Origin of the sequence: Novosphingobium nitrogenifigens DSM 19370, from assembly GCF_000192575.1 — a bacterium.
In the GTDB taxonomy this organism is placed as follows: Bacteria; Pseudomonadota; Alphaproteobacteria; order Sphingomonadales; family Sphingomonadaceae; genus Novosphingobium; species Novosphingobium nitrogenifigens.
In genome coordinates this window covers 652,191-675,408 of the sequence record NZ_GL876926.1, presented here as the reverse complement: position 1 = coordinate 675,408, position 23,218 = coordinate 652,191, and the positions used below count along the sequence as shown (strand labels likewise).

The following is a 23,218-nucleotide window of genomic DNA, read 5'->3' as shown; positions in this document are numbered from 1 at the left end:
TCATGCGCGACACACTCGAAAACGCCGCCATCGCGCTCGACGCCCTGCGCTCGGGCCTCCCTGCGCTGGTCTGCCGCCGCCTGATCGCGGATACCGAAACGCCGGTCGGCGCAGCACTGAAACTCATGCGCGAGGGACGCGGGGACTTCCTGCTCGAATCGGTCGAGGGCGGCGAAGTGCGCGGGCGCTACAGCCTGCTCGGCCTTGCCCCCGATCTCGTGTTCCGGGCCAAGGGCGCCAAGGCGGAAATCAACCGCCACTGGGCCACCGATCCCGAGGCATTCGAGCCACTGGAACGCGACAGCCTTGCGGAACTGCGCGCGCTGGTCACGGCCTGCCACATCGACGTTCCTGCCGGTCTGCCGCCGGTCCTCGCCTGCCTCGTCGGCTATTTCGGGTACGAGACGATCGGCCTTGTCGAAAAGCTGCCCCGCGCGCCGGACAGCCCGCTCGAACTGCCCGACATGCTGTTCGTGCGGCCGACGGTCCTCCTGGTGTTCGACCGCCTGAGCGACGAACTCGTGGCCCTGGCGCCGATCTGGCCTTCGGCAACCACCCCCGAAGAGGCACTGGCGATTGCCGCCGAGCGCATCGACGCGGCTCTCGCCGGGCTCAACGGCCCCTTGCCCGCCGATCCGCGCCTTGCCGAAGCGATCGAGCTTGCCCGCCAACCGGTCATGGCGCCCGGCGCCTATGCCGACATGGTGACGCGCGCGAAGGACTATATCGAAGCGGGCGACATCTTTCAGGTGGTCATCGCACAGCGCTTCACGACCCCCTTCCCGCTCCCCGCCTCGGCACTCTACCGCTCACTGCGGCGGATCAATCCTTCGCCGTTCCTGTTCTTCCTCGACCTCCCCGGCTTTGCCCTGATCGGGTCGAGCCCGGAAATCCTGGTCCGGATCCGCGATGGTGAAGTGACCATTCGCCCGATCGCGGGGACGCGTCCGCGCGGCAAGACGGCGGAAGAGGATCGCGCGAACGAAGCAAGCCTGCTCGACGATCCCAAGGAACGCGCCGAGCACCTGATGCTGCTCGACCTTGGCCGCAACGATGTCGGTCGCGTGGCAGAGGCCGGTACCGTCCGCGTGACCGAGAGCTTCACGATCGAACGCTACAGCCATGTGATGCACATCGTCTCAAACGTGGTCGGCCGTCTCGACGCCAGTCGTGCGGATTCGGTCGATGCGCTCTTCGCCGGGTTCCCGGCCGGGACCGTCAGCGGCGCGCCAAAAGTCCGGGCCTGCGAGATCATCGCCGAACTCGAACCGGAAACGCGCGGCGCCTATGCTGGCGGCGTCGGCTATTTCGCTCCCGACGGATCGGTCGATTCGTGCATCGTCCTGCGCACTGCGGTGCTCAAGGACGGGGTCATGCATGTTCAGGCGGGCGCAGGAATCGTTGCCGACAGCGACCCCGTTTACGAGCAGCGCGAATGCGAAGCCAAGTCGGGCGCCCTCTTTGCTGCCGCCCGCGAGGCAATCCGGGTGGCCAGCGACACCAAGTTCGGGCAGTAAGACGCCATGATCCTCGTCATCGACAATTACGACAGCTTCACCTGGAATCTCGTCCACTACCTCATGGAACTGGGCGCCGAAGTGGAAGTGGTGCGCAATGACGCGCTTTCCGCCGGACAGGCCATTTCGAGCGGAGCAAAGGGATTCCTGATCTCTCCCGGCCCCTGCACGCCGAACGAAGCGGGCATCAGCCTCGACCTCGTCGGTGCGGCGGCGGACAGCGGGTTGCCGCTGCTCGGTGTCTGCCTTGGACACCAGTCGATCGGCCAGTATTTCGGCGGCAAGGTCGTGCGCGGCGGGCTGATGCACGGCAAGACGAGTTCGGTCACTCATGACGGAACCGGCGTTTTCGCAGGCATTCCTTCGCCCTTCATCGCCACGCGCTATCACTCGTTGATCGTCGAGGACATTCCGCCGGTCCTGTCGGTCAATGCGCGGTCGGACGACGGGCATGTCATGGGCTTTCGCCATGTCGAAAAGCCGATCCACGGTGTGCAGTTCCACCCCGAATCGATCGCGACCGAACACGGTCATGCGATGATCGCCAATTTCCTGCGTATTTGCGGCCTGACTCCGCGCGAACACGTCGGCAGCCTGGTCGCATGACCACACTGCCGCCGGTCACCGCGACACCGCTGGATGAAGACGAAGCCGAAGCCGCGTTCGGCGCCATTCTCGATGGCGGCGTCGCCGATGACGCCATTGCAGCGTTCCTCGTCGCGCTGTCCGATCGCGGCGAGACGGCAAGCGAGATCGCCGGTGCCGCGCGGGCCATGCGTGCACGCATGATCCCGATCAGTGCCCCGGCCAACGCGATCGACGTCTGCGGGACCGGGGGCGACGGGCACCACACGCTCAACGTCTCGACAGCGGTCAGCCTGGTGGTCGCCGCATGCGGTGTCCCGGTGGCCAAGCACGGCAACCGCGCCGCCAGTTCCAAGGCGGGCGCTGCCGATACGCTTGAAGCACTCGGGCTCGATCTTGACCGCGTGGGCGAAACCGCCGAGGCGACGCTCAACGACCTTGGCATCTGCTTCCTGTTCGCAGGCCGCCATCACCCGTCGATGGGCCGGATCATGCCGATCCGGCGCGCGATCGGTCGCCGGACGATCTTCAACCTGATGGGCCCGCTGGCCAATCCGGCCGGAGTGCGTCGGCAACTCGTCGGCATTGCCCGTCCCGCCTATGTGCCGATCTATGGTGATGCCCTTCGTCGCCTCGGCACGCTTCACGCGTTCGTCGTCTCGGGCGACGAGGGCCTCGATGAACTCAGCCTCGCCGGCGGGAACGAGATCGCCGAAGTCAGCGGCGAAACCGTCCGCATGCGCCGGGTCGCGCCATCCGACGTCGGCCTGTCGATCTCTCCGGTCGAAGCGATCCGGGGCGGAGACGCGGTGCACAATGCCGATGCGCTTCGCCGCCTCCTGCTCGGCGAGGAAGGCCCCTATCGCGACGCGGTGCTGTTCAATGCGGCCGCCGCTCTCATCGTTGCGGGCGAAACCGATGACTGGCACGCCGGCATCGAGGAAGCCGCCGAAGCGATCGACAAGGGGCTTGCCAAAGCCCTGCTCGATTGCTGGATCGCCGCGCTCGCCTGACCGAACGGGACACGTCATGACCGACAAGCTTGCCGAGATCTGCGCCACCAAGCGCGAGGAAGTCGTCATCCGCAAGGCCAATACGAGCCTTGCCGAACTTGGTGCGCGCGCGGCGACGCAGACCGCGCCCCGCGGGTTCGAAGCGGCCTTGCGGGCAAAGGCTGCGACCGGGTTTGCGCTGATTGCCGAAATCAAGAAAGCAAGCCCCTCCAAGGGATTGATCCGGCCGGATTTTCGGCCCGCCGATCATGCCCGTGCCTATGAGGCGGGAGGGGCGGCTTGCCTCTCGGTCCTGACCGATGCCCCCTATTTTCAAGGCCATGAAGACTTCCTGATTGCCGCGCGAGCTGCCTGCGCGCTGCCGGTCATCCGCAAGGATTTCATGGTCGACCCGTGGCAGTGCGCAGAGGCACGCGCGATCGGTGCCGATGCGATCCTGATTATCGTTGCCGCTCTCGACGACGGGCAAATGGCCGAAATCGAAGCCGCCGCCCGCGAACTCGGCATGGACGCCCTGGTCGAAGTGCATAACGAAGCCGAAATGGAACGTGCGCACCGCCTCCAGTCGCGCCTGATCGGGGTCAACAATCGCGATCTCAAGCGATTTGTCACCGACTTGGCCGTGACCGAGCGCCTTGCCTCGCTCGCGCCCGAAGGAACCCTGCTTGTCGCGGAAAGCGGGATCAACAGCCATGCCGATTGTGTCCGCCTGTCGGCCTGTGGCGCGCGTACATTCCTTGTCGGGGAAAGCCTGATGCGCGAGGACGATGTCGAGGCAGCCACCCGCCGCCTGCTGACCGGAGCGGACTGATCGTGCACTTCCCCCGATGTCGACTGGACAATCGGGGGGGGAATGACTTGCGGCAATTACGCAACAGAAATGCCGTCTTTACGGTTCTTTATGCCGCTTTTATTTGGGCCTTGACTTCATAAGGCGTAAAAGGCCGGACGTCGACGCAATCATCGACGATCCCTACTTGGCCAAGGACGCCAATTCCCATGTTTCATATCCCCTTGTGGGCCGAAATCGTCACCGGTCTGGTGGCGGTGGCCGCGTTTGTGCGTGTTTCGGGCGCGATCCGTTACGTTGGCAACAATCGCGTGGCCATCATCGAAAAACTCTGGAGCGGCTCGGGTTCGGTCAGCGGCGGCCTGATCGCGCTGGCGGGCGAAGCCGGATATCAACCCGAAGTCCTGCGCGGCGGTTTTCACTTCTTTCTGCCGTTCCAATATCGCCTTCATGCCGAGCCGCTGGTGACCATTCCCCAAGGGCAGATCGGCTATGTCTTCGCCCGCGACGGCATGCCGCTTGAGCCTACGCAGACTCTCGCCAGCAATGCCGCGACCGCCGATTTCCTCGACGTCCGGGCATTCCTGACTGCCGGAGGCCAGAAAGGCCCGCAACGCGCGATCCTGCGCGAAGGCACTTATGCCATCAACCTTGCCCAGTTCGTCATCATCACGCGCGACCAAATCTATGGCCTGATGCTCGAACGCGCGGATCAGCAGGTGTTCGACCAGATGTCGTCGCTGATCGCTTCGCGCAGCGGGTTCGATGCCGTCGTCATCAAGGACGCGCAGGACCAGATCGGCGTCGTCACCGTCCATGACGGCCCCGCCCTGGGGGCCGAAGAGATCATCGCCCCCGAAGTCGGCACCGATCAGTCGACCGCAGGAACATTCCATAACTCATTCCAGGACCCGGAAAAGTTCATCACCGCAGGCGGTCGTCGCGGGCGCCAGCTTCAGGTTCTGGTCGAAGGCAGCTATTACATCAACCGGCTGTTCGCGACGGTCGAGATGGTTGCCAAGACCGTGATCGAGGTCGGCCACGTCGGCGTTGTCATCAGCTATACCGGGGCGGATACCGGCGACACCTCGGGCGAGGACTATCGCCACGGCGAACTCGTCGCACGCGGATCGCGCGGGGTCTGGAGCGAACCGCTGCTGCCCGGCAAATATGCCTTCAACACCTATGCGGGCAAGATCCTGATGGTCCCGACGACCAACTTCATCCTGAAGTGGGATCAGGCCGCCGTCGGCACGCATCGCTATGACGAGAACCTTGCCGAAGTCTCGCTTATCACCCGCGACGCGTTCGAACCGGTGCTGCCGCTCTCGGTCGTCGTCCACATCGACTATCGCAAGGCGCCGCTCGTCGTGCAGCGTTTCGGCGACATCAAGCGGCTGGTCGAACAGACGCTCGATCCAATGGTTTCGGCCTATTTCAAGAACGTCGCACAAAAGCGTACGCTGATCGAACTGCTTCAGGAACGGGCGGACATCCAGCAACTGGCCGGACAACAAATGCACGAGCGGTTCTCTGCCTATAATCTGGAACTGCAGGAAGTCCTGATCGGAACGCCGCGTGCATCAAGCACCGACAGCAATCAGATCGAGAAAGTCCTCCAGCAGCTGCGCGAGCGCCAGGTCGCCGAGGAACGCGTCGCGACTTACGAAAAGCAACGCATCGCCGCCGAAAGCGAAAAGATGCTGCGCGAAGCCGAAGCCCGCGCCAACCAGCAGACCGCGATCACCCAGTCCGAACTGTCGATCACGGTCAAGGAAAACGAAGGCAAGGCCGCCCTGCGGCTCGCCATGCAACAGGCCGACCAGACCCGCGCCCTTGCCCGTGCCGAAGCCGATCGCGTCAAGATCATCGGTGAAGGCGAGGCCGCCAAGATGGTCGCCATCGCAAGCGCCGACGCCGAGCGCATCACCAAGACCGGTCTTGCCACGGCCGAAACGATCGCCAAGCAAGCCGAGGCATCGGGCGGCTCACGCTATCAGCTCACTCGACAGGTCGTCGAACGCCTTGCCGAAGCGCTTGAAAAGTCCGGCGTCGATATCGTCCCCCGGATCCAGATCAGCGGTGCGGGAAACGATGCTGCCAATCCGCTGGCGGGACTTCTCGGCCTGCTCCTTTCCGAAAAGGGGGAAGCCCTGCTTGCGCGCGAGGAACAGGACGCGGCCTGAACCCCATGGCGGGGGTGGGAGCGCCCCATCCCTGCCACATTGCTGCCTCACGATCCGCCCATGAAGACGCTTGGCCTGATCGGTGGAATGAGCTGGGAAAGCTCAGCCGAATACTATCGCATCATCAATCAGGGTGTCCGCGACGCGCTGGGCCCCACGCATTCGGCGCGCCTGCTGTTGTGGTCGTTCGACTTTGCCGAAATCGAGGCGCTCCAGCATGCCTGTGACTGGGACGCGCTTGCCTCCCGCATGGTCGATGCTGCACGCCGCCTCGAAACAGCAGGCGCCGAAGCGCTGCTTATCTGCACCAACACCATGCACCGCTGCGCCGACCTCATCGCCGCCAATGTCGCGGTTCCCCTGCTCCACATTGCCGACCCGACCGGGGCCGCGGTAAGGGCAGCCGGGATCGAGCGCGTCGGCCTGCTCGGAACCCGCTTCACCATGGAGCAGGCATTCTATCGCGAACGCCTTGCCGAGCGCCACGGGCTCGACGTGATCGTTCCCGAAGACGCCGACCGCCAGATCGTCCATCGCGTGATCTATGAAGAACTCGTCGCCGGACGCATCGAGCCGCGCTCTCGCGAAGCCTATCGGGGCGCCCTTGCCCGCCTTGCCGAGCGCGGTGCGCAAGGGATCATTCTGGGCTGTACCGAGATCATGCTTCTGGTCCGACCGGAAGACAGCCCGGTCCCCTTGTTCGACACAACCGCGCTCCATGCCGCCGCCGCGACCGCACTTGCCATCGGTTGAAACGATAGCACCAAGATCGATCCGCCACGGCGGGAAAAATGGCGGAATTGCTTGACTAGGCCTGATTGGTTACCTATTCGTTCCGCATTCGTTCACAAGGATGTGAACATCATCACGCGGGAGTCCGGTCGATGCTGACGCGAAAGCAGCACGAACTTCTCACTTTCATTCAGAACCGGCTGGAAGAATCCGGCATTTCCCCCTCGTTCGAGGAAATGAAGGACGCCCTCGATCTGAAATCGAAGTCGGGTGTCCATCGGTTGATTTCCGCCTTGGAAGAACGCGGCTTCATTCGCCGCCTGCCCAATCGGGCACGCGCTCTCGAAGTGATCCGCGAACCCGAAACGGCGAGCCCGCGTGGCGCTGCCAGGGTGGCGACAAAGCCTGCGCCGACACCGCCGCCCCCTCCTTTCGTCGCCCCCGAAGCGGCCAACGACGTGATCGAGATACCGCTCCACGGCCGCATTGCCGCAGGCGCTCCGATCGAGGCGCTCGAGGGCAGCGCGACATTGCCCGTTCCGGCCGCCCTGCTGGGCCCCGGCGAGCACTATGCGCTTGAGGTTTCGGGCGATTCGATGGTCGATGCGGGCATTCTCGACGGGGATCTGGCCCTGATCCGCCGCACCGAAGTGGCGCGCGACGGGGAAATCGTCGTCGCACTCGTTCGCGGGGAAGAAGCAACGCTCAAATATCTGCGCCGGGAAAAAGGCATGATCCGCCTCGATCCGGCCAATGCGGCTTACGACCCCCAGTTCTACACCCCGAACGACGTGCAGGTTCAGGGCAAGCTGGCCGGATTGCTGCGCCGCTATCACTGAACGGGAACGGCAGGAGATGGCGTGACCGGTATCCAGTCGGGATCCACGCCCCCTGCCCCGTTCTCCCCGTCTCGCCCCCCACTTCGGTTGCCCGCTCCGTCCCGATCAACTGCGGGCCCGCCATGGGGCGCGCCAAAGATCCCGGCTTGCTGCACCCACGGATGCTCACCCCGATTTTCGGCGACGGTATGGATACGACCGGAAACGAGGTCGATCGTCATACCGCCGGTCCGTTCGAGCAAGCCGAGATCGGCCTTGAGCAGTCGGGGTCGGCAGGCTTGGGGAAGGCGACGGTCGGCAACGACGATGTCGCTCGCGGCGCAAGCCGCCTCGAGTTGGTCTATATCGACCAGACCGGTTCCCCGCGCGAACAGAAGGGCGAAGGAACGCCCTCCCCGCGCCAACCGCACCATGCAAAAGGCCACGTTGCAGCGGGCTCCGGGCCAGTCCTCCAGCAAACGGACGTCCCCCGACATGCCTGCGCTTTCCAGCAGCGCTTCCCGCGCGTAACCGCCGCGCCCCGGTCGCAGGACGACAAGGTCGGGCCCCAGCCCCGTCAACCCGACATGGCGCCCGTCCCCTGAGATCAGGACATCGGGCGCCCGCTCTCCGGCATAGACCGCACATCCCAGAGCCACCGGCAACAGCCCCCAAAGCCGTACGCGCCCGCTCCACAGGCCAAGCCAGAGCAGCCCGGCCAGCATAATCCCGAAAATCCAGCCCGGCATCGTCGGCATCATCGTGACTGCACCGGGCATCGTGGCAGTGATGTGTGCGAGCCACAGCAAGGCTTCGAGCGACTTTCCCGTCACCCACCATGCCGGCGCCCCAAGCCCGGCAAGATCGAGCACCAGGGCAAGCGCGATCGCGGGCATAGTCGTGAAAGTCGTCAGCGGAATGGCCACGAGATTGGCAAAGGCGCCGTAAATCCCTGCGCGGTGGAAATGAAACAAGGCAATCGGCATAAGCGTCAATTCGATCACCACGCCGCTTGCCAGCAACATGGCCGTTTCCCGCAGCAGGCGCATGAGGCGACCTTCATCACGCTTTGCCAGGAACCGCTTCACCGGCGCGGCATTGTGAACCGCGATGATCGCCATGACCGACGCGAAACTCATCTGGAAACTCGGCCCCAGGACGGCTTCGGGCCAGAACAGCATGACAAAGAATGCCGCGACCGCGAGCAGGCGCAAGGACAAGGGATCCCGCCCGAGCACCAGCGCGCCGAGAACCAGCAAGGCGCCGACCACCGATCGTACCGTCGGCACTTCCGATCCGGTGACAAGGCAATAGGCGATACCCGTCGTTGCCCCGGCGGCAGCGGCAACGACCGGAAGCCGGACCCGCAAGGCGATCCAGGGGAACAATCCAAGCAGACGAATGGTCAGGAAATAGACACCGGCAATCACGGCACTGACGTGAAGGCCGCTGATCGAGAGCAAATGCGTCAATCCGGCGTCGCGCATCGCGTCTTCGTCCTCGCGCGCAATCGCGCCGCGATCGCCACTTGCCAGAGCCGCCGCAATCGCGCCGGGCGATCCCCCCAATTGCGCAAGAACATGCCGGGCGAGCGCGTCTTGCACCCGGCGAAGTGAGGGAACCGGCCCCGCCGGGCTCAGCACCGTGACGTCCCCCAGAATCGACCCCGTCGCGCCAATCCCCTGAAACCACGCCGTTTTGGCAAAATCATAACCCCCCGGAAGCATCGGCGGTGATGGCGGAACAAGGCGCGCCCGGGCCGCAATCATGGCTCCCACGACGAGCTGGGGCTGGTCCGAAGTTTCGGGCAAAGTCACGCGTATCGTGGTCGGCTGCGATTCGCCTTCGATCCGGGCCAGCAGGACGAGTCGCAAACGTCCTTCCGCCCCTTCGTCCTGGCGATCGACGATACGCCCGTTCACCATGACGACTTCGCGATGCGCAATGGCCGGACGCCCGACCAGAACCGATTTGGCCCAGATCACGCCGCATCCGGCCGCCAGCATCAGGGCCATGCCCCAGATGGCGTGCCGAGTGTGGTCACCCTTCCCCTCTGGAGCAAAGAGCGGCGCCAGCGCAGCTGCGGCCGTGCAGGCGGCCAGAAACGCGCACCATTGCCATGGACCGGGCAAAATCGCCCATGCCGCGATCCCCGCGCCAAAGCCCACGACCAGCCACGGCCCCCTTTCAAAGGGGCGACCCTCGACGAATTGCTCAATGGTGCGCTGCACACTGGACAATCGCTTCAAACTGCCGCAAGGGCCGCCAAGCCGACCCGGATCGGAGTCTTGAGTCCCGGTCCGATCGGCGCTGTCAACCCCAACGGTGGATAAGGCTTTTGCCTGTTCTGCCATGATGATGGTCTGAAAGGTCTGCGCCAGCAATGGCAAGCGCGAGTGTGACCGATTTTGCGACTTCTGACCGCCAGCAGGCGGTTGTTACGCGTTTTGCTCCTTCCCCGACGGGATTCCTTCACATCGGCGGCGCGCGTACCGCGCTGTTCAACTGGCTGTTTGCTCGCCACACCGGCGGCAAGTACCTGTTGCGGATCGAGGATACCGATCGGGTTCGTTCGACCGACGCGGCAATCGATGCCATTTTCGACGGCCTGTCCTGGCTCGGACTCGGCGGCGACGAGGAACCTGTGTTCCAGTTTGCCCGGTCCGACCGTCATGCCGACGTGGCGCACCAGCTTCTGGCCGCTGGCCATGCCTATCGCTGCTACCTGACGCCCGAGGAACTCGCGGCGCGGCGCGAACTGGCCCAGGCCGAACGCCGTCCTTTCCGTATCGACAGCGAATGGCGCGATGCCGATCCCGCGACCTGGCCCGAAGGCCAGTCGTATGTGATCCGCATCAAGGCTCCGCGCGAAGGCGAAACCGTCATCGACGACCTCGTTCAGGGGCAGATCACGGTCAGCAACCGCGAAATCGACGACTTCGTCATCCTGCGCAGCGACGGAACCCCGACCTACATGCTCGCGGTGGTTGTCGACGACCACGACATGGGCGTTACCCACGTCATTCGCGGCGACGATCACATCAACAACGCGTTCCGCCAGCTCGTCGTCATCCGCGCGATGCATACGATTGAACAGGCCGCCGGGACAGGTGCCTGGCCTGACCCGATCTACGCCCACATCCCGCTGATCCACGGCGCGGACGGGGCGAAGCTGTCGAAGCGCCACGGCGCACTCGGCGTCGATGCGTATCGCGACGAACTCGGCCTCCTTCCCGAAGCGGTGTTCAACTATCTGCTGCGTCTTGGCTGGGGCCACGGCGATGCCGAAATCATCAGCCGCGAGGAAGCGGTCGAATGGTTCGACATCACCCACGTCAACAAGGGCGCGGCACGCTTCGACCTCAAGAAGCTGCTCAATCTCAACGGCCACTACCTGCGCCTTGCCGATGACGCCCGGTTGACTGCCGAAGTCGCCAAGCGCCTCGACCTTGCCGATGCAGCCGATCTTGCCCTGCTCGAAAAGGCGATGCCGGTGCTCAAGGTCCGCGCGGCCGACCTCAACGAACTGGCCGATGGGGCCCGTTTCCTCTTTGCACGCCGCCCGCTCGAACCCGATGCGAAGGCGACGGCAATCCTGACCGACGATGCGCGCGCCGTGCTGGCGAAAATTACCGCCCGGCTCGAGCCCGCGACGGAATGGACCGCCGAAGTGCTCGAACACAGTCTCAAGGACCTTGCCGGGGAACTCGGCCTTGGCCTTGGCAAGCTGGCTCAACCGCTCCGCGCGGCATTGACCGGCCAGACGACTTCTCCCGGTATCTTCGACGTTCTCGTCCTTCTCGGACGGGACGAGGCCTTGGCTAGGATCCGGGACCAATTCGCCGGGGAGACCATAGGATGAGGGGTGGCGCATGTTTGCCCGGGGGGGTGAACACAAGCGTTTCTCACGTGACCGGGATTCCGGCCAACTAACACACAGGAGGACAAGACGTGAGCGAAACCCAGGCAACCCTTTCCGCGGACGGTAAAACCGTCGACATGCCGGTCCGGAGCGGTACGCTCGGCCCCGACGTGGTCGACATCCGCAAGCTCTATGGCCAGACCGGCCTGTTCACCTACGATCCCGGCTTCACCAGCACTGCCAGCTGCGACAGCGCGCTCACCTACATCGACGGTGACCAGGGCGTCCTGCTTCACCGCGGCTACCCGATCGGTCAGCTGGCCGAACACTCGTCCTACATGGAAGTGTGCTACCTGCTCCTGAACGGCGAACTGCCGAACAAGGCGGAGCTGGAAGACTTCAACCGCACCATCACCCGCCACACGATGGTGCACGAACAGCTCAGCAGCTTCTACAAGGGCTTCCGTCGTGACGCGCACCCGATGGCCGTCATGTGCGGCGTGGTCGGCGCTCTCTCGGCGTTCTACCATGACTCGACCGACATCGCGGACCCGCTGCATCGCAAGATCAGCTCGCACCGCCTGATCGCCAAGATCCCCACGATCGCGGCGATGGCCTACAAGTACACCGTTGGTCAGCCCTTCGTCTATCCGGACAACAAGCTGTCGTACACCGGCAACTTCCTGAAGATGACCTTCGGCGTTCCGGCTGAAGAATATGAAGTGATCCCCGCCGTCGAACGCGCGATGGACCGCATCTTCATCCTTCACGCCGACCACGAACAGAACGCTTCGACCTCGACCGTGCGCCTTGCCGGTTCGTCGGGCGCCAATCCGTTCGCGTGCATGGCCGCCGGCATCGCCTGCCTGTGGGGTCCTGCGCATGGTGGCGCCAACGAAGCGGCGCTCAACATGCTCCGCGAAATCGGCACGCCGGACCGTATTCCGCACTACATCGAACGCGCCAAGGACAAGAACGATCCGTTCCGTCTGATGGGCTTCGGTCACCGCGTGTACAAGAACTACGACCCGCGCGCGACCGTCATGCAGAAGACCGTCCGCGAAGTCTTCGAAGCACTCAAGGTTACGGACCCCGTGTTCGAAACCGCGATGCGTCTTGAAGAAATCGCTCTCAACGATCCGTACTTCATTGAAAAGAAGCTGTTCCCCAACGTCGACTTCTACTCGGGGATCATCCTCTCGGCGATCGGCTTCCCGACCACGATGTTCACCGTGCTCTTCGCTCTGGCCCGCACCGTGGGCTGGGTCGCACAGTGGAACGAAATGATCTCGGATCCCGGCCAGAAGATCGGCCGCCCGCGTCAGCTGTACACCGGCCCGACGCAGCGCGACTACGTTCCGATCGAACAGCGCTGATCCTGACGCGCCGCTTTATGCGGCGCGCCAGACCGCACGTCAGTGGCGGAGATGCTCAGGCATCTCCGCCATTTGCGTTTCGGGCATTTGCTTTTGCAGGGGGCAGAAACACAAAAGCCCCGCACAAGCGGGGCTTTTGTCGATCCGTCCAACGCGAAACTGTCAGGAAACCGGCGGCACCGGAAGAGACAGGATAAAGCACGCACCCGGCCCCGGTCCCGCGACCACCAGATCGCCGCCCATGGCGCGGGCGAGCCTGCGGGAAATGTAAAGGCCAAGACCGCTGCCGCCATCTCCACTGCGTCCCAGGCGTTCAAACTTGTCAAACACGCGGGCGGCCTGTTCCGCGCTCAACCCGTCTCCCTCATCCGCGACCGACACCCACGCGGCATTTTCCTCGCGCAGGACGGTGATCGTGACCGTTGAATTCGCCGGGCCATAGCGAATGGCATTGGTGATGAGGTTGAGCAGGATCTGAAGCACGCGGCGAAACTCGCCGATCGCGGGTACGACCATACCCTCGGGCGGAGTGATCAGGCGGATCGAGCGCTCCTGCGCCCGGACCCCGAGAATGCCTGCCGCCCGGCGCGCGCAATCACCCAGATCGATCCGATCCGGCGCCGGAGCGAAGCCGGGAGATTCGACGGCATCAAGATCGGCCAGATCCTCGACGAGATCGAGAAGGTGGCGCCCGGCATCGGCGATGTCAGCGGCATATCCGGTATAGTCTTCGGCCAAAGGTCCGGCGAGCCGGGTCCGGATCGTCTCGGCATTGGCGATGATGCGCGTGATCGGCTGCCGCAAGGCTGGAGCAAGATCACGACCGATCGCACGACTCCAGCCGTTTTCAACGACTTTCCCGGCGTCGACCACAGGCTCTTCGGCTGGCTCCGGCAAGCTTTCGGGAATGATCAGAAGGTCGAAACCATGGTCCCCACGCGGCAAAAGGCGCGCGCGCCACAAGGTTTCACCGCCCTCCACGGTAAAGACCGTGTCGTCCATCAACCGCCAATGCAGTGGCTGCTGGTGAGTCAGTCCGGCGATTTCGACGGCATTGGTCCACGCCTCGCCCGGAGCGCCCTGCCATCGGGCGACCAGTCCAGCAAGACCGGCATCGCCCCTGTCGAGAAGGTCGGCCGTCAGCACATGCTGCTCCGGATCGAGCAAGGCATGCGCCGCGGCAAGCTGGTGCAGCAGAATGTCCCCGGCGCCCGCATCAAGCCCCGCTTCCGGGTGGGTTTCGCCGATCATGCGCCATTGCCGCAATTCGATCCGCGTCCCGCTGCCGTCGGGGATGACGCTGGCAAAGAAAGCGATCAGCTTGCCTTCATCGAAAGCGGTAAGGCGACATTCCTGCGCGATCCCGGCGTGGCGCACCTTGCGCACCAGCGCCAGCAAGGCCGGGATGGCCAGCATCCCCGGCATTTTCCCGCCGCACCGGATCTGCAGTCCGGCCAGTGGATCGTCCGCCTCGACCAGACAGTCGCTGCCGTCGCAGCGGCCGTGAACCGGGGGATGCCCGCTCATTCGACAGCCCCGGCATGAAGCGCCGCGCATTCACCAAGCCTGCCTTCGGCGTCCCGCGCGTCGCGAGGCCCCTGAACCAGAGCGGGATCCGCCTCGGGACGCAGGATCAGCAACTGGGCGGCGGCCTGGCCCGATTCGAGCCCCGCCGCACGCAGGATCAGCGCAAGCCGCAAGGCATCGTCCTCTGCCATGGCGATCGCCACCACCTCGCGCGGTTGGCCGGCTGCGATGGCTAGAGCCGTCAGGAACACCGCAAGTCCCGCGTCGCCAAGACACAAGGCCGAAGTGATCTCTTCCCCGAGACCATCGAGAAACCGGCGCACGAGAGCCAGACGCGTCCCATGCTCGTCATGGGTGATCGGCGCCATCGCGACGACTTTGCCATCATCGCCGGCGACCGCACATGCCCCTTGCAGGATCGCGATCGCCATCCGGTGGAGATCGGCGGGCAATTCGGAAAGGGGCAAATGCATGCGCCGCAAGGCTTCGACCGTGCGCGCCTGGGCTGCCAGCAAGGCGCTTGCGTCAGGAACCATCGCCCCGGCATCGAGACGACGACGCAACAACGGCGACAGCACCGGATCGAGCCCGCGCGAACGCGCAAGCACCTCGCCCTGACGCCATTCGAGCGCGAGCGCGTGAAAGTGGAGCAACAGCGCGCGATTGCCCGCCACCATTCCCGCGAGCATGGTCAGGAACTGCGGATCGCCCGCCCGCCCCGCCATCCCGGCAAGCTGTCGGGCGACATCATGGGCAAGCGCGCGAACCCGGGCCACGGTCTCATCATCGAGCAGGCGTCCCGGGGCAAGCACGACAAGCCGCTCAAGCATCTCGACACTCGCCGCAAGCTCATGATCGGCAAGAGCAAGGGAACGGTTTGCCGTTCCCCTCCCGCCGTCACTTCCGTTCCCCAAATTGCCAGCCTGCACCATAGGTTGAAACTAACGGCTTCCGGTTAAGGGGGCGTTAGCCGATCCGGTGCGACGCGGAACGATCAGGATCGCCCAGCCCAGCAAGAGGACGACCACCGCGCGAAGCGCCAGATCGAAAGGAAGCAGCACACTCACCGCCGCGCAGACAAGCCCAGCCAGCAAGCGATCCTGCAACCACCATGTCCAGCGACCTTCGGGAAGAGCGCGCGGCAGAAGATGAAGAAGCATCACCAGCACGACCGGCGCGAACCAGGTGGCGGCAAAAGAAACGCCCGCGACTGACGCAATGTCGCTGCGCCACGCCGCCAGCGTGACGAAGGCCGCATCGATCAGGAAAGCAAACGCAGGACCAATGGGCGAGCGATCCCGCAGCGCCAGCAGGGATGCGGTTTCGATTCCCGCAATCTGCGTGGCGACCTGTGCCACCACCCATCCCATGCCGAGCAGCACGAAACCGGGCGTGCACCACCCGAACCACCCGGCCCCCACGGCAAGCAGCAGGAGCACGACCGCCCCCATGGCGACCAACCAGGGACGCGTCCCGGCGTGAAGCAGTGCGGGCCCTGCCATATGCACGGTCTTGGCCGCCAGCCATTCCCCCGGGCTGCGCTGCTGCGCGCTTCGGGTATGAAGCCTGATCCATGCCGGTTCGACGCGATGAGCCTCGTCCTCGCTGCGGACCAGTCCCCAGCGCCCGTCGTTGAGAACAGCCGAAGGCAGTTGCCGCATAGGCGTGCGCGCCTGCACCGCCAGTCGCAGGAGCGCGGCATGCGCGTTCCAGTCCGAGGGCAGATCGCCGAGCCCGGCGATGAGCCGTCCCGGCAAGCGCATGACACCGGCGGCGGCATGATTGATATCGATCCGTTCGAAACCGGCGGCAACCCCTGCCTCGACCGGCAGGGCAAGAACGCCCGGTCCATCGGAGAGATGGGAAAGCACGACTTCGGGCAAGGCGAAGAGACCGTCCGACAGCACGATCAGTTCGTCATCGGCGGTAATCAGCGGCAACAGCGCATGTGCCGAGGTGATGACGTGAAAGCGTGCGCCGCCTTCTTCCGCTGCATGTTGCAGCGTGAGCACTTCGCCGGTGAGACCTTCGGTCAGGACGACAACCCGGGTGCAACCGAATGCCAGTGCGATCCCGAGCTGATGCCGCGCCAGCGTGCGCCCGCCGATCGTCAGATAGCCGCGCAAACCATGCGGCTCGCCGGAGACGGCTTCGGTGAGTGACAGCAAAGCGACCCGCAAGGATCCCGTTCTCCCTTTGGCCGTCGAGAGCCGCGACGGCACATGCCCCAAGTTGCCAACCCGGGAAAATTGTCGAAACCGGGACTGCAATCCCGTTCCCTTATCGTAGGCACCGCACCCCGCCATGCCAAGGCGGGCTGTTGACAAGTTCCGCGCCTGCCCGTCGCGAACCGGTCGCGCTTATAGTAAGGCGCTGCGGGAAAAGGTAAAGTCAGCCGTACGGTTCGATCTCGCGCAAAAGCGCGCGAATTTCCCGCAAGATGGCCGGATCGCCCGGCGCTCCGGCAGCGGCCCGGCGGGCCAGCGTAAGCAATTCGTCCCCGTGAAAGGTGGCCGCCAGATTTTCCAGACGCTCTGCTGCAACGACCCAGTTCGCGTCGCATCGCGCCCGTTCGAGCAAGTCGACCATGCCGAGCGCGCTTTCGCGGAAGGCGCGGCGCAAATCGGCATGGAGCACCGCATCGTCGCCGACGACGACCGCCAGATGGGCATCGATTGCTTCGCCAAGATGAGCCATGACTATCCCATTACGACGAAGGCGGTTAAGGCGGGGTTACATCGGGCGAGCAAAGCGTGATAGGATCAGGGGATGAACGGGGTACCTCGCATAGTTGCGCTAGACGGCGGCTCACGCGACAGCGCGGAGGCCCGCGCGTCCGATACGTCTGTTCCCAACCCCCCGGCATTTCCTGAACCGGTGCTCGAACCGACAGATGAGACCGGCGAAGACGAGACTTACGAAGTGGCGCCTGTCCCGAGATTCGGACGGATCATTCCAATCGCTGCCGGACTTGCAATTCTGGGCTGGACGATCCTGTTCGCCTTTGGAAAGCGGCGCTTTTTCGCAGCATCGTTCGATGCCGCGACGCTTGCCGACCTCATTGCCGCCTGGGCCCTGCCGGTCGTACTCGTTCTTGTTCTTCTTCTGCTGACCCGCACCTCGTGGCGCGAGGCGAGCCGCTATGCACGGGTTTCGACTGCGCTCGCGCGTGACAGCCGCATGCTCGAGGAACGCCTGTCGTCGATGAATCGCGAATTGGCGCAGGCCCACGCCTTGATCGAGACACAGTCGCAGGACCTCGATGCACTGGGTCGCACGACGGTCGAACGGCTGACGACCAGTGCCGGGGAACTCAGAGCGCTCATTTCCGACAAGCAAAGGGAAGTCGAAAACATCGGAACCGTGCTTGGCAAGGCGCTGGATAATTTCGAAAATATCAATTCCAACATGCCAACTGCAACGGCTTCGGCGCGCGATCTTGCCAATGCGATCGCCACCAGCGGACGCACTGCCGACGTTCAGCTCAACGACCTGATCGCCGGGTTCAATCGCCTCAACGACTTTGGCGTGGCCAGCGGGCGCAAGGTCGACGAAGTGAAGCGGCAGGTAGAAACCGCGTTGACGGCCTTTGCCGACGCCAGCGACCGTATCGGGCGTCTGGGTGAAGATCGCCTGCGCGAAGTGACATTGTCGCTCGATTCCCTGCGCAATCGCCTCCAGTCCGAAGAACAGGCCGCATTGGCCGCCATGCGCACCCGCGCCGAAACCCTGGCCGGGGAAATCACGGCCCAGCGCGAAGTCATCGTGAGCGCCGAGGAAGACGGCATTGCCGCGCTGTCCCGCCGCATCGCGACCTTCGAGGGGGAAATGCGGCGCGTGGCATCGGCGCTGACCGTTGCCATCGACGAAGTCGGGCGCGATCACGACAGCCTTGTCAGCGCATCCCGTCATCGCCTGACCCGTTTCGAAGAAGATGTGCGTGCCTTGAACCGCACGCTGTCCGAAGAAGCCGGGCATATCGACGCGGCCATGGGCACCCGGCGCGAAGCCCTGGCAACGACCATGGCCTCGATGGCCGAGGCGTTTCGCTCGCAACTCGAAACGCTCGACACCGCCATCGGCCAAAGGCGTGCCGCTCTTGCCGCAGCAGCAGCCGACGTTGCCGAAACGCTCGATGCGCGCCTTGCCGTCGTCGATGCCAGTATCGAGGAACAGCACGAACGCCAGATCGAGAACATCGAGACGCTGGCGCGCACTTGCGACGTTCTTGTCACGCGAATCAATGGGTTAGCGTCGGTCATTTCGAGTTCGAGCGAAGAAGGATCGCGCACGGCAGCGATTGTCGATGCTGCGGTTTCAACGCTCAATGCCCGCCTCAACGGCACGCGCGAGGCCTTGAACGGAACCGACCGCACGGTCACTTCGCTGACCGATGGCGCGGTGCGCCTGCTCGAACTGATCGAGGCGGCGGGCGAACACACCCGTACCCAATTGCCCGAAGCTCTCCGCAGTGCCTCGGCCGGGCTGGGAGAAGTCGAAGGCCGCGTCGTCGCCCTGCGCGACACTTTGCGCGAAGCGGGAGACGCCGGGCGGACACTGGCGGGAGACGTCGGCACGACACAGGACCGACTGGGCGTGCTATTTGCCGAAATCGTGCGCACCAACGAAACCCTGCTGGCCCGTGCCGACGAACAGGAACAACGCCTGTCCGGCCTGCGCGATGCCTTGCGCGCGACCCAGACCGAAAGCGATCTGGTCACCGGCAGCATCGAACGGCGTCTTGCCGGGGCGATTGCCGAACTGGAAACCGCCGCCGTCCGCACCGGAAGCGATCTTTCGTCCAAAACCGCCTCAGAAATCAGCGCCATGGCCGATCGTCTGGGTGAGGAAACCAGCACGGCGCTCGCCCGCGCGATCCAGGGTCGCGGAGCGCAAATGATCGCCCGGCTCGAGGAAGCGATCGACAATGCCGCCAGCTCGGCGCGCGAAACCGCCGTGCAATTGCGCGACCAGCTCGCCAAGATCGACGAACTGGCGGGCAATCTCGAAAACCGGGTCAGCCGCGCGCGCGAAAAGGCAGAGGAGAAAGTCGACAGCGACTTTGCCCGGCGCACGGCGATCATCACCGAAAGCCTCAATTCGACCGCGATCGACATCACCCGCATCCTGTCGCAGGAAGTGTCGGAAAGCGCATGGGCGTCGTATCTGCGCGGCGAACGCGGCATTTTCACCCGCCGCGCAGTGTCGCTGCTGGAAAACAGCGAAGCGCGTCTCGTGCAGCAGCATTACGAAAACGACGCCGATTTCCGGACGCATGTGAACCGCTACATCCACGATTTCGAATCCATGCTGCGGCAGTTGCTGTCGACCCGTGACGGCAATGCGCTGGGGGTGACGCTGCTTTCCTCGGACATGGGCAAGCTCTACGTCGTCCTGGCGCAAGGGATCGAACGCCTGCGCGCCTGAACCGCCTCTCTGCAATCAATGAAAATCGCGTGATTTCGGGATGATCCGGACATTGCGCGGATGCGCGGAAGCAGGAGCTGGCACAGGACGAGCCGGATCGACAGGATCATCCGACAGGCGGATCAGTTCATGGCTGATATCGGTCATGTGCGCGGCGATGACATGGATCACTTCGTCGTCGTATTCGACCCGTCCGCGCACTTCCATCAACCGCGCGCCCATGACCGTCTTGCGCTGTTTCTCCTTGAGATCGGGCCAGATCACCAGATTGATGACCCCGGTTTCATCCTCCAGCGTGATGAAGCAGACTCCCTTGGCACTGCCCGGTTGCTGACGGACCAGCACCAGTCCCGCGACATGGACCATCGATCGCGTCTTGCGATTGCGCAGGTCGCAGGAACGCAGGAAACCACGCTCGGCAAGACCGGGTCGCAAGAACGCCATGGGATGCGCCTTGAGCGAGAGACGCTGTGTCTGGTAATCGGCAACGACTTCCTCGGCGAGCGGCATGACCGGAAGCCGCGCCTGCACTGCTTCGGCCCCTTCCCCCCTGGCGCCCATTGCAGCAAACAACGGCAGTTCGGGCGCCGCGATCAGGCTGCGCGCCTGCCACAAGGCTTCACGCCGGGACAGCCCGAGCGAGCCGAAGGCATCCGCCGCCGCCAGTCGCTCGATGATCGCCGGAGGCTGGCCCGAACGTGCCTTCACATCGGCGAGATCGACATAAGCGCCTTCATGCTGGCGCGCGGCGATCAGGGCCGCGACCCGATGCTCGGCCAGGCCGTCGACCTGCCGGAACCCGAGCCGCAAGGCTGCGCCCTCCTGTTCGAGCGTGCAATCCCATTCGCTGTGATTGATATCGACCGGCAGCACGGTGACGCCATGGTCGCGCGCGTCGCGCACGATCTGAGCCGGAGCATAGAACCCCATCGGCTGTGAATTGAGCAATCCGCAGGCAAAGACCGCAGGGTAATGGCATTTGAGCCAGCTCGACACATAGACCAGCAAGGCAAAGCTCGCCGCGTGGCTTTCGGGAAAGCCATATTCGCCGAACCCCTTGATCTGATTGAAACAACGCGTGGCGAATTCGGGATCGTAGCCGCGCGCGATCATGCGCCCGACCATCAGTTCCTCAAGCTCGTGAACCATGCCCCGGCTGCGGAACGTCGCCATGGCCTTGCGCAGGCGATTGGCTTCGCCGCTGTCGAACTTGGCTGCGTCCAGCGCGATCTTCATCGCCTGTTCCTGAAAAATCGGCACGCCGTACGTGCGCTTGAGAATCGAGGTCAGTTCATCGGGCGGTCCATGACGGGGATCGGGCGCGGGAATCGACACCGTTTCGACACCGCGCCGCCGTTTGAGATAAGGATGGACCATGTCCCCCTGAATGGGGCCTGGCCGCACGATCGCGACCTGTACGACCAGATCGTAGAATTCCTGCGGGCGCAAGCGGGGCAACATGTTCATCTGCGCCCGGCTTTCGACCTGAAAAACCCCGAGTGAATCCCCCCGGCACAGCATGTCGTAAACGGCCTGATCCTCGCGCGGGATGGTGGCCAGCGTGAGCGGGCGACCGTGATGCGCTTCGAGCAGGTCGAGGCATTTGCGGATGCACGTCAACATGCCCAGAGCCAGCACGTCGACTTTCAGAATGCCGAGCGCGTCGATGTCGTCCTTGTCCCACTCGATGAAGCTGCGTTCGGGCATGGCGCCATTGCCGATCGGGACCGTCTCGACCAAAGGCCCCTGCGTCAGGATGAAGCCCCCGACATGTTGCGACAGATGCCGGGGCATTCCGATCATCTGTTCGGCAAGGCGCAAGACGCGGCGCAAATGGGGATCGCCGAGGTCGAACCCGGCCTGCGCCACGTTCCGTTCGGCAAGGCCGCTGCCCCAACTGCCCCAGACCGTCCGGGCAAGCGCGCCGGTGACGTCATCGGTCAACCCCATCGCCCTGCCCACTTCGCGGATGGCCATGCGCGGGCGATAATGGATGACGGTCGCGCAAAGCCCCGCGCGTCGGCGCCCATAGCGGCGATAGATGTACTGGATCACTTCCTCGCGTCGTTCGTGTTCGAAATCGACGTCGATATCGGGTGGCTCCTTGCGCTCTTCGGAAATGAAACGGTCGAACAGCAGGGCGTGCTTGGCCGGATCGACGGCCGTGATGCCAAGGCAATAGCACACCGCCGAATTGGCCGCCGACCCGCGCCCCTGACACAGGATCGGCGGTTCCTGTCCGCGGGCGAAATCGACGATGTCCTTGATGGTCAGGAAATAGGTGGCCAGTTGCAGCTTTCCGATCAAGGCCAGTTCGCGCCGCAACGTGGCTGCGACGCTTTCGGGAACCCCTTCGGGATAGCGCCACGCCGCCCCGCTCCAGGTCCGTTCCTCCAGCCAGTCTTGCGGATCACACCCCTCCGGACAGATTTCCTCCGGATATTCGTACCGCAAATCATCGAGCGAAAAGGTGCAGGCATCCGCCAATGTCCGGGCCGCCGAGATCGCATGGGGCCAGCGATCGAACAGGCGCTGCATTTCCTGCGGAGACTTGAGATGGCGTTCCCCATGGGCTTCGAGCAGATGCCCGGCCGCCGCGACCGTGGTGCGATGACGAATGGCCGTCATGACGTCATGCAGGGGACGCCGCGCCGCTTCGTGATAGAGCACGTCGTTGGTTGCCAGCAATTCCAGCCCATTCGCCCGGGTCAGGGCATCGAGCGCATTGATCCGCGCGACGTCATCCCCGCGATGAAGGTAGCAGGCGGCGATGTGGCGCATCCCCGGCAGGATGTGGACAAGTCTGGGCACAAGATCGGGAAACGATGCGGACAAAGGCATCAGGGAGGGCGCCCGGCTCTCTCCCAGAGCGACGACGTTGCTGGCAACCGGGATCGTCAATTGCGTGTCGAGTTCGCGTGGGGGGACCAGCACAAGCGCAATGCCCTCCCCTTGATCGGACAACATCGGCAGCGTGATCTGGCAACGCCCCTTGTCCTGCCACTCGCCGTCGGGCGTCTCCATGCGCCCGAGCGAAATGAGACGGCACAAGCGCCCATAGGCAGCCCGGTCGCGCGGATAGGCGAGGAAGGACAGGCCCTCGACCGTTTCGATCCGGCATCCGATCACCGGCCGCAGATGCAGGGCGCGCGCCTCGCCATGAAGACGCACCACTCCGGCCATGCTGTTGGCGTCGGCAATGCCGATGGCGTCATACCCCAGTCGCCGTGCCGTCAGCGCCAGATCGACCGCATCCGACGCCCCGCGCAGGAACGAGAAACAACTCATCAGCCCGAGTTCGACGAACTCCGCGCGCGGCGGAGCGGCAAGGCCGGGATCGGCATCGATATGACGACGATCGGGAGTGGAAGGCGCGTCGGGCATG

At 64.3% G+C, this 23,218-nt stretch carries 16 protein-coding genes; 10 read left to right on the top strand and 6 right to left on the bottom strand.

Going from position 1 to position 23,218, the window contains the following annotated elements; all coding sequences use genetic code 11:
• Nucleotides 1-2 precede the first annotated feature (2 nt).
• The 7 genes from Y88_RS03350 to lexA all read left to right on the top strand — a co-directional run bounded on the left by Y88_RS03350 (nucleotide 3) and on the right by lexA (nucleotide 7,662).
• Nucleotides 3-1,517 carry an anthranilate synthase component I family protein gene (locus tag Y88_RS03350; RefSeq protein WP_026166835.1) on the top strand — a complete coding sequence of 505 codons (1,515 nt, stop codon included), beginning with the start codon at nucleotides 3-5 and terminating at the stop codon, nucleotides 1,515-1,517.
• A 6-nt stretch (nucleotides 1,518-1,523) separates the two neighbouring features.
• Nucleotides 1,524-2,123, top strand: a complete 600-nt coding sequence (locus Y88_RS03345) for an anthranilate synthase component II (protein WP_008066300.1) — start codon at nucleotides 1,524-1,526, stop codon at nucleotides 2,121-2,123.
• Nucleotides 2,120-3,115 carry an anthranilate phosphoribosyltransferase gene (trpD, locus tag Y88_RS03340; protein WP_008066299.1) on the top strand — a complete coding sequence of 332 codons (996 nt, stop codon included), beginning with the start codon at nucleotides 2,120-2,122 and terminating at the stop codon, nucleotides 3,113-3,115. The genes Y88_RS03345 and trpD overlap by 4 nt, the downstream gene beginning before the upstream one ends.
• A gap of 16 nt (nucleotides 3,116-3,131) precedes the next feature.
• Nucleotides 3,132-3,926: an indole-3-glycerol phosphate synthase TrpC gene (gene trpC / locus Y88_RS03335; RefSeq protein ID WP_008066296.1), complete on the top strand. Its 795-nt coding sequence runs from the start codon at nucleotides 3,132-3,134 to the stop codon at nucleotides 3,924-3,926.
• A 188-nt stretch (nucleotides 3,927-4,114) separates the two neighbouring features.
• Nucleotides 4,115-6,091, top strand: coding sequence for an SPFH domain-containing protein (locus Y88_RS03330; RefSeq protein WP_008066294.1), 1,977 nt, complete (start codon nucleotides 4,115-4,117; stop codon nucleotides 6,089-6,091).
• A 60-nt stretch (nucleotides 6,092-6,151) separates the two neighbouring features.
• Nucleotides 6,152-6,844 (top strand): aspartate/glutamate racemase family protein, encoded by a 693-nt coding sequence (locus Y88_RS03325; protein ID WP_008066292.1) that lies wholly within the window; start codon nucleotides 6,152-6,154, stop codon nucleotides 6,842-6,844.
• A 131-nt stretch (nucleotides 6,845-6,975) separates the two neighbouring features.
• The gene (gene lexA / locus Y88_RS03320) at nucleotides 6,976-7,662 is read left to right on the top strand and encodes a transcriptional repressor LexA (protein WP_008066290.1); all 687 of its coding nucleotides are present in this window, start codon (nucleotides 6,976-6,978) and stop codon (nucleotides 7,660-7,662) included.
• On the opposite strand, the gene Y88_RS03315 is transcribed toward lexA, so the two are convergent.
• Nucleotides 7,656-9,872, bottom strand: coding sequence for a ComEC/Rec2 family competence protein (locus tag Y88_RS03315; protein WP_008066288.1), 2,217 nt, complete (start codon nucleotides 9,870-9,872; stop codon nucleotides 7,656-7,658). The genes lexA and Y88_RS03315 overlap by 7 nt on opposite strands.
• A gap of 152 nt (nucleotides 9,873-10,024) precedes the next feature.
• Between Y88_RS03315 and gltX the strand changes: the two genes are divergently transcribed.
• Together gltX and gltA are read left to right on the top strand one after the other, a co-directional pair.
• Nucleotides 10,025-11,503: a glutamate--tRNA ligase gene (gene gltX, locus Y88_RS03310; protein ID WP_008066286.1), complete on the top strand. Its 1,479-nt coding sequence runs from the start codon at nucleotides 10,025-10,027 to the stop codon at nucleotides 11,501-11,503.
• A gap of 89 nt (nucleotides 11,504-11,592) precedes the next feature.
• Nucleotides 11,593-12,879, top strand: a complete 1,287-nt coding sequence (gene gltA, locus Y88_RS03305) for a citrate synthase (protein ID WP_008066285.1) — start codon at nucleotides 11,593-11,595, stop codon at nucleotides 12,877-12,879.
• A 162-nt stretch (nucleotides 12,880-13,041) separates the two neighbouring features.
• Here the strand turns inward: gltA and Y88_RS03300 are convergent, their stop codons facing one another.
• The 4 genes from Y88_RS03300 to Y88_RS03285 form a co-directional block, all read right to left on the bottom strand.
• Nucleotides 13,042-14,406, bottom strand: coding sequence for a sensor histidine kinase (locus tag Y88_RS03300; RefSeq protein ID WP_008066283.1), 1,365 nt, complete (start codon nucleotides 14,404-14,406; stop codon nucleotides 13,042-13,044).
• Complete coding sequence (locus Y88_RS03295) at nucleotides 14,403-15,236, bottom strand: hypothetical protein (protein WP_008066281.1); 834 nt, start codon at nucleotides 15,234-15,236, stop codon at nucleotides 14,403-14,405. The genes Y88_RS03300 and Y88_RS03295 overlap by 4 nt, the downstream gene beginning before the upstream one ends.
• Before the next feature lie 111 nt (nucleotides 15,237-15,347).
• The gene (locus Y88_RS03290) at nucleotides 15,348-16,586 is read right to left on the bottom strand and encodes a hypothetical protein (protein WP_157132576.1); all 1,239 of its coding nucleotides are present in this window, start codon (nucleotides 16,584-16,586) and stop codon (nucleotides 15,348-15,350) included.
• 211 nt (nucleotides 16,587-16,797) lie between these two features.
• Nucleotides 16,798-17,103: a hypothetical protein gene (locus tag Y88_RS03285; RefSeq protein WP_008066279.1), complete on the bottom strand. Its 306-nt coding sequence runs from the start codon at nucleotides 17,101-17,103 to the stop codon at nucleotides 16,798-16,800.
• A gap of 180 nt (nucleotides 17,104-17,283) precedes the next feature.
• Here Y88_RS03285 and Y88_RS03280 point away from each other — a divergent pair, with 180 nt between their 5' ends.
• Nucleotides 17,284-19,833, top strand: coding sequence for a coiled-coil domain-containing protein (locus Y88_RS03280; RefSeq protein ID WP_008066274.1), 2,550 nt, complete (start codon nucleotides 17,284-17,286; stop codon nucleotides 19,831-19,833).
• 15 nt (nucleotides 19,834-19,848) lie between these two features.
• Here the strand turns inward: Y88_RS03280 and Y88_RS03275 are convergent, their stop codons facing one another.
• On the bottom strand, nucleotides 19,849-23,217 hold the full coding sequence (locus Y88_RS03275; RefSeq protein WP_008066273.1) for an error-prone DNA polymerase: 3,369 nt from the start codon (nucleotides 23,215-23,217) through the stop codon (nucleotides 19,849-19,851).
• Nucleotide 23,218: the final 1 nt, after the last annotated feature.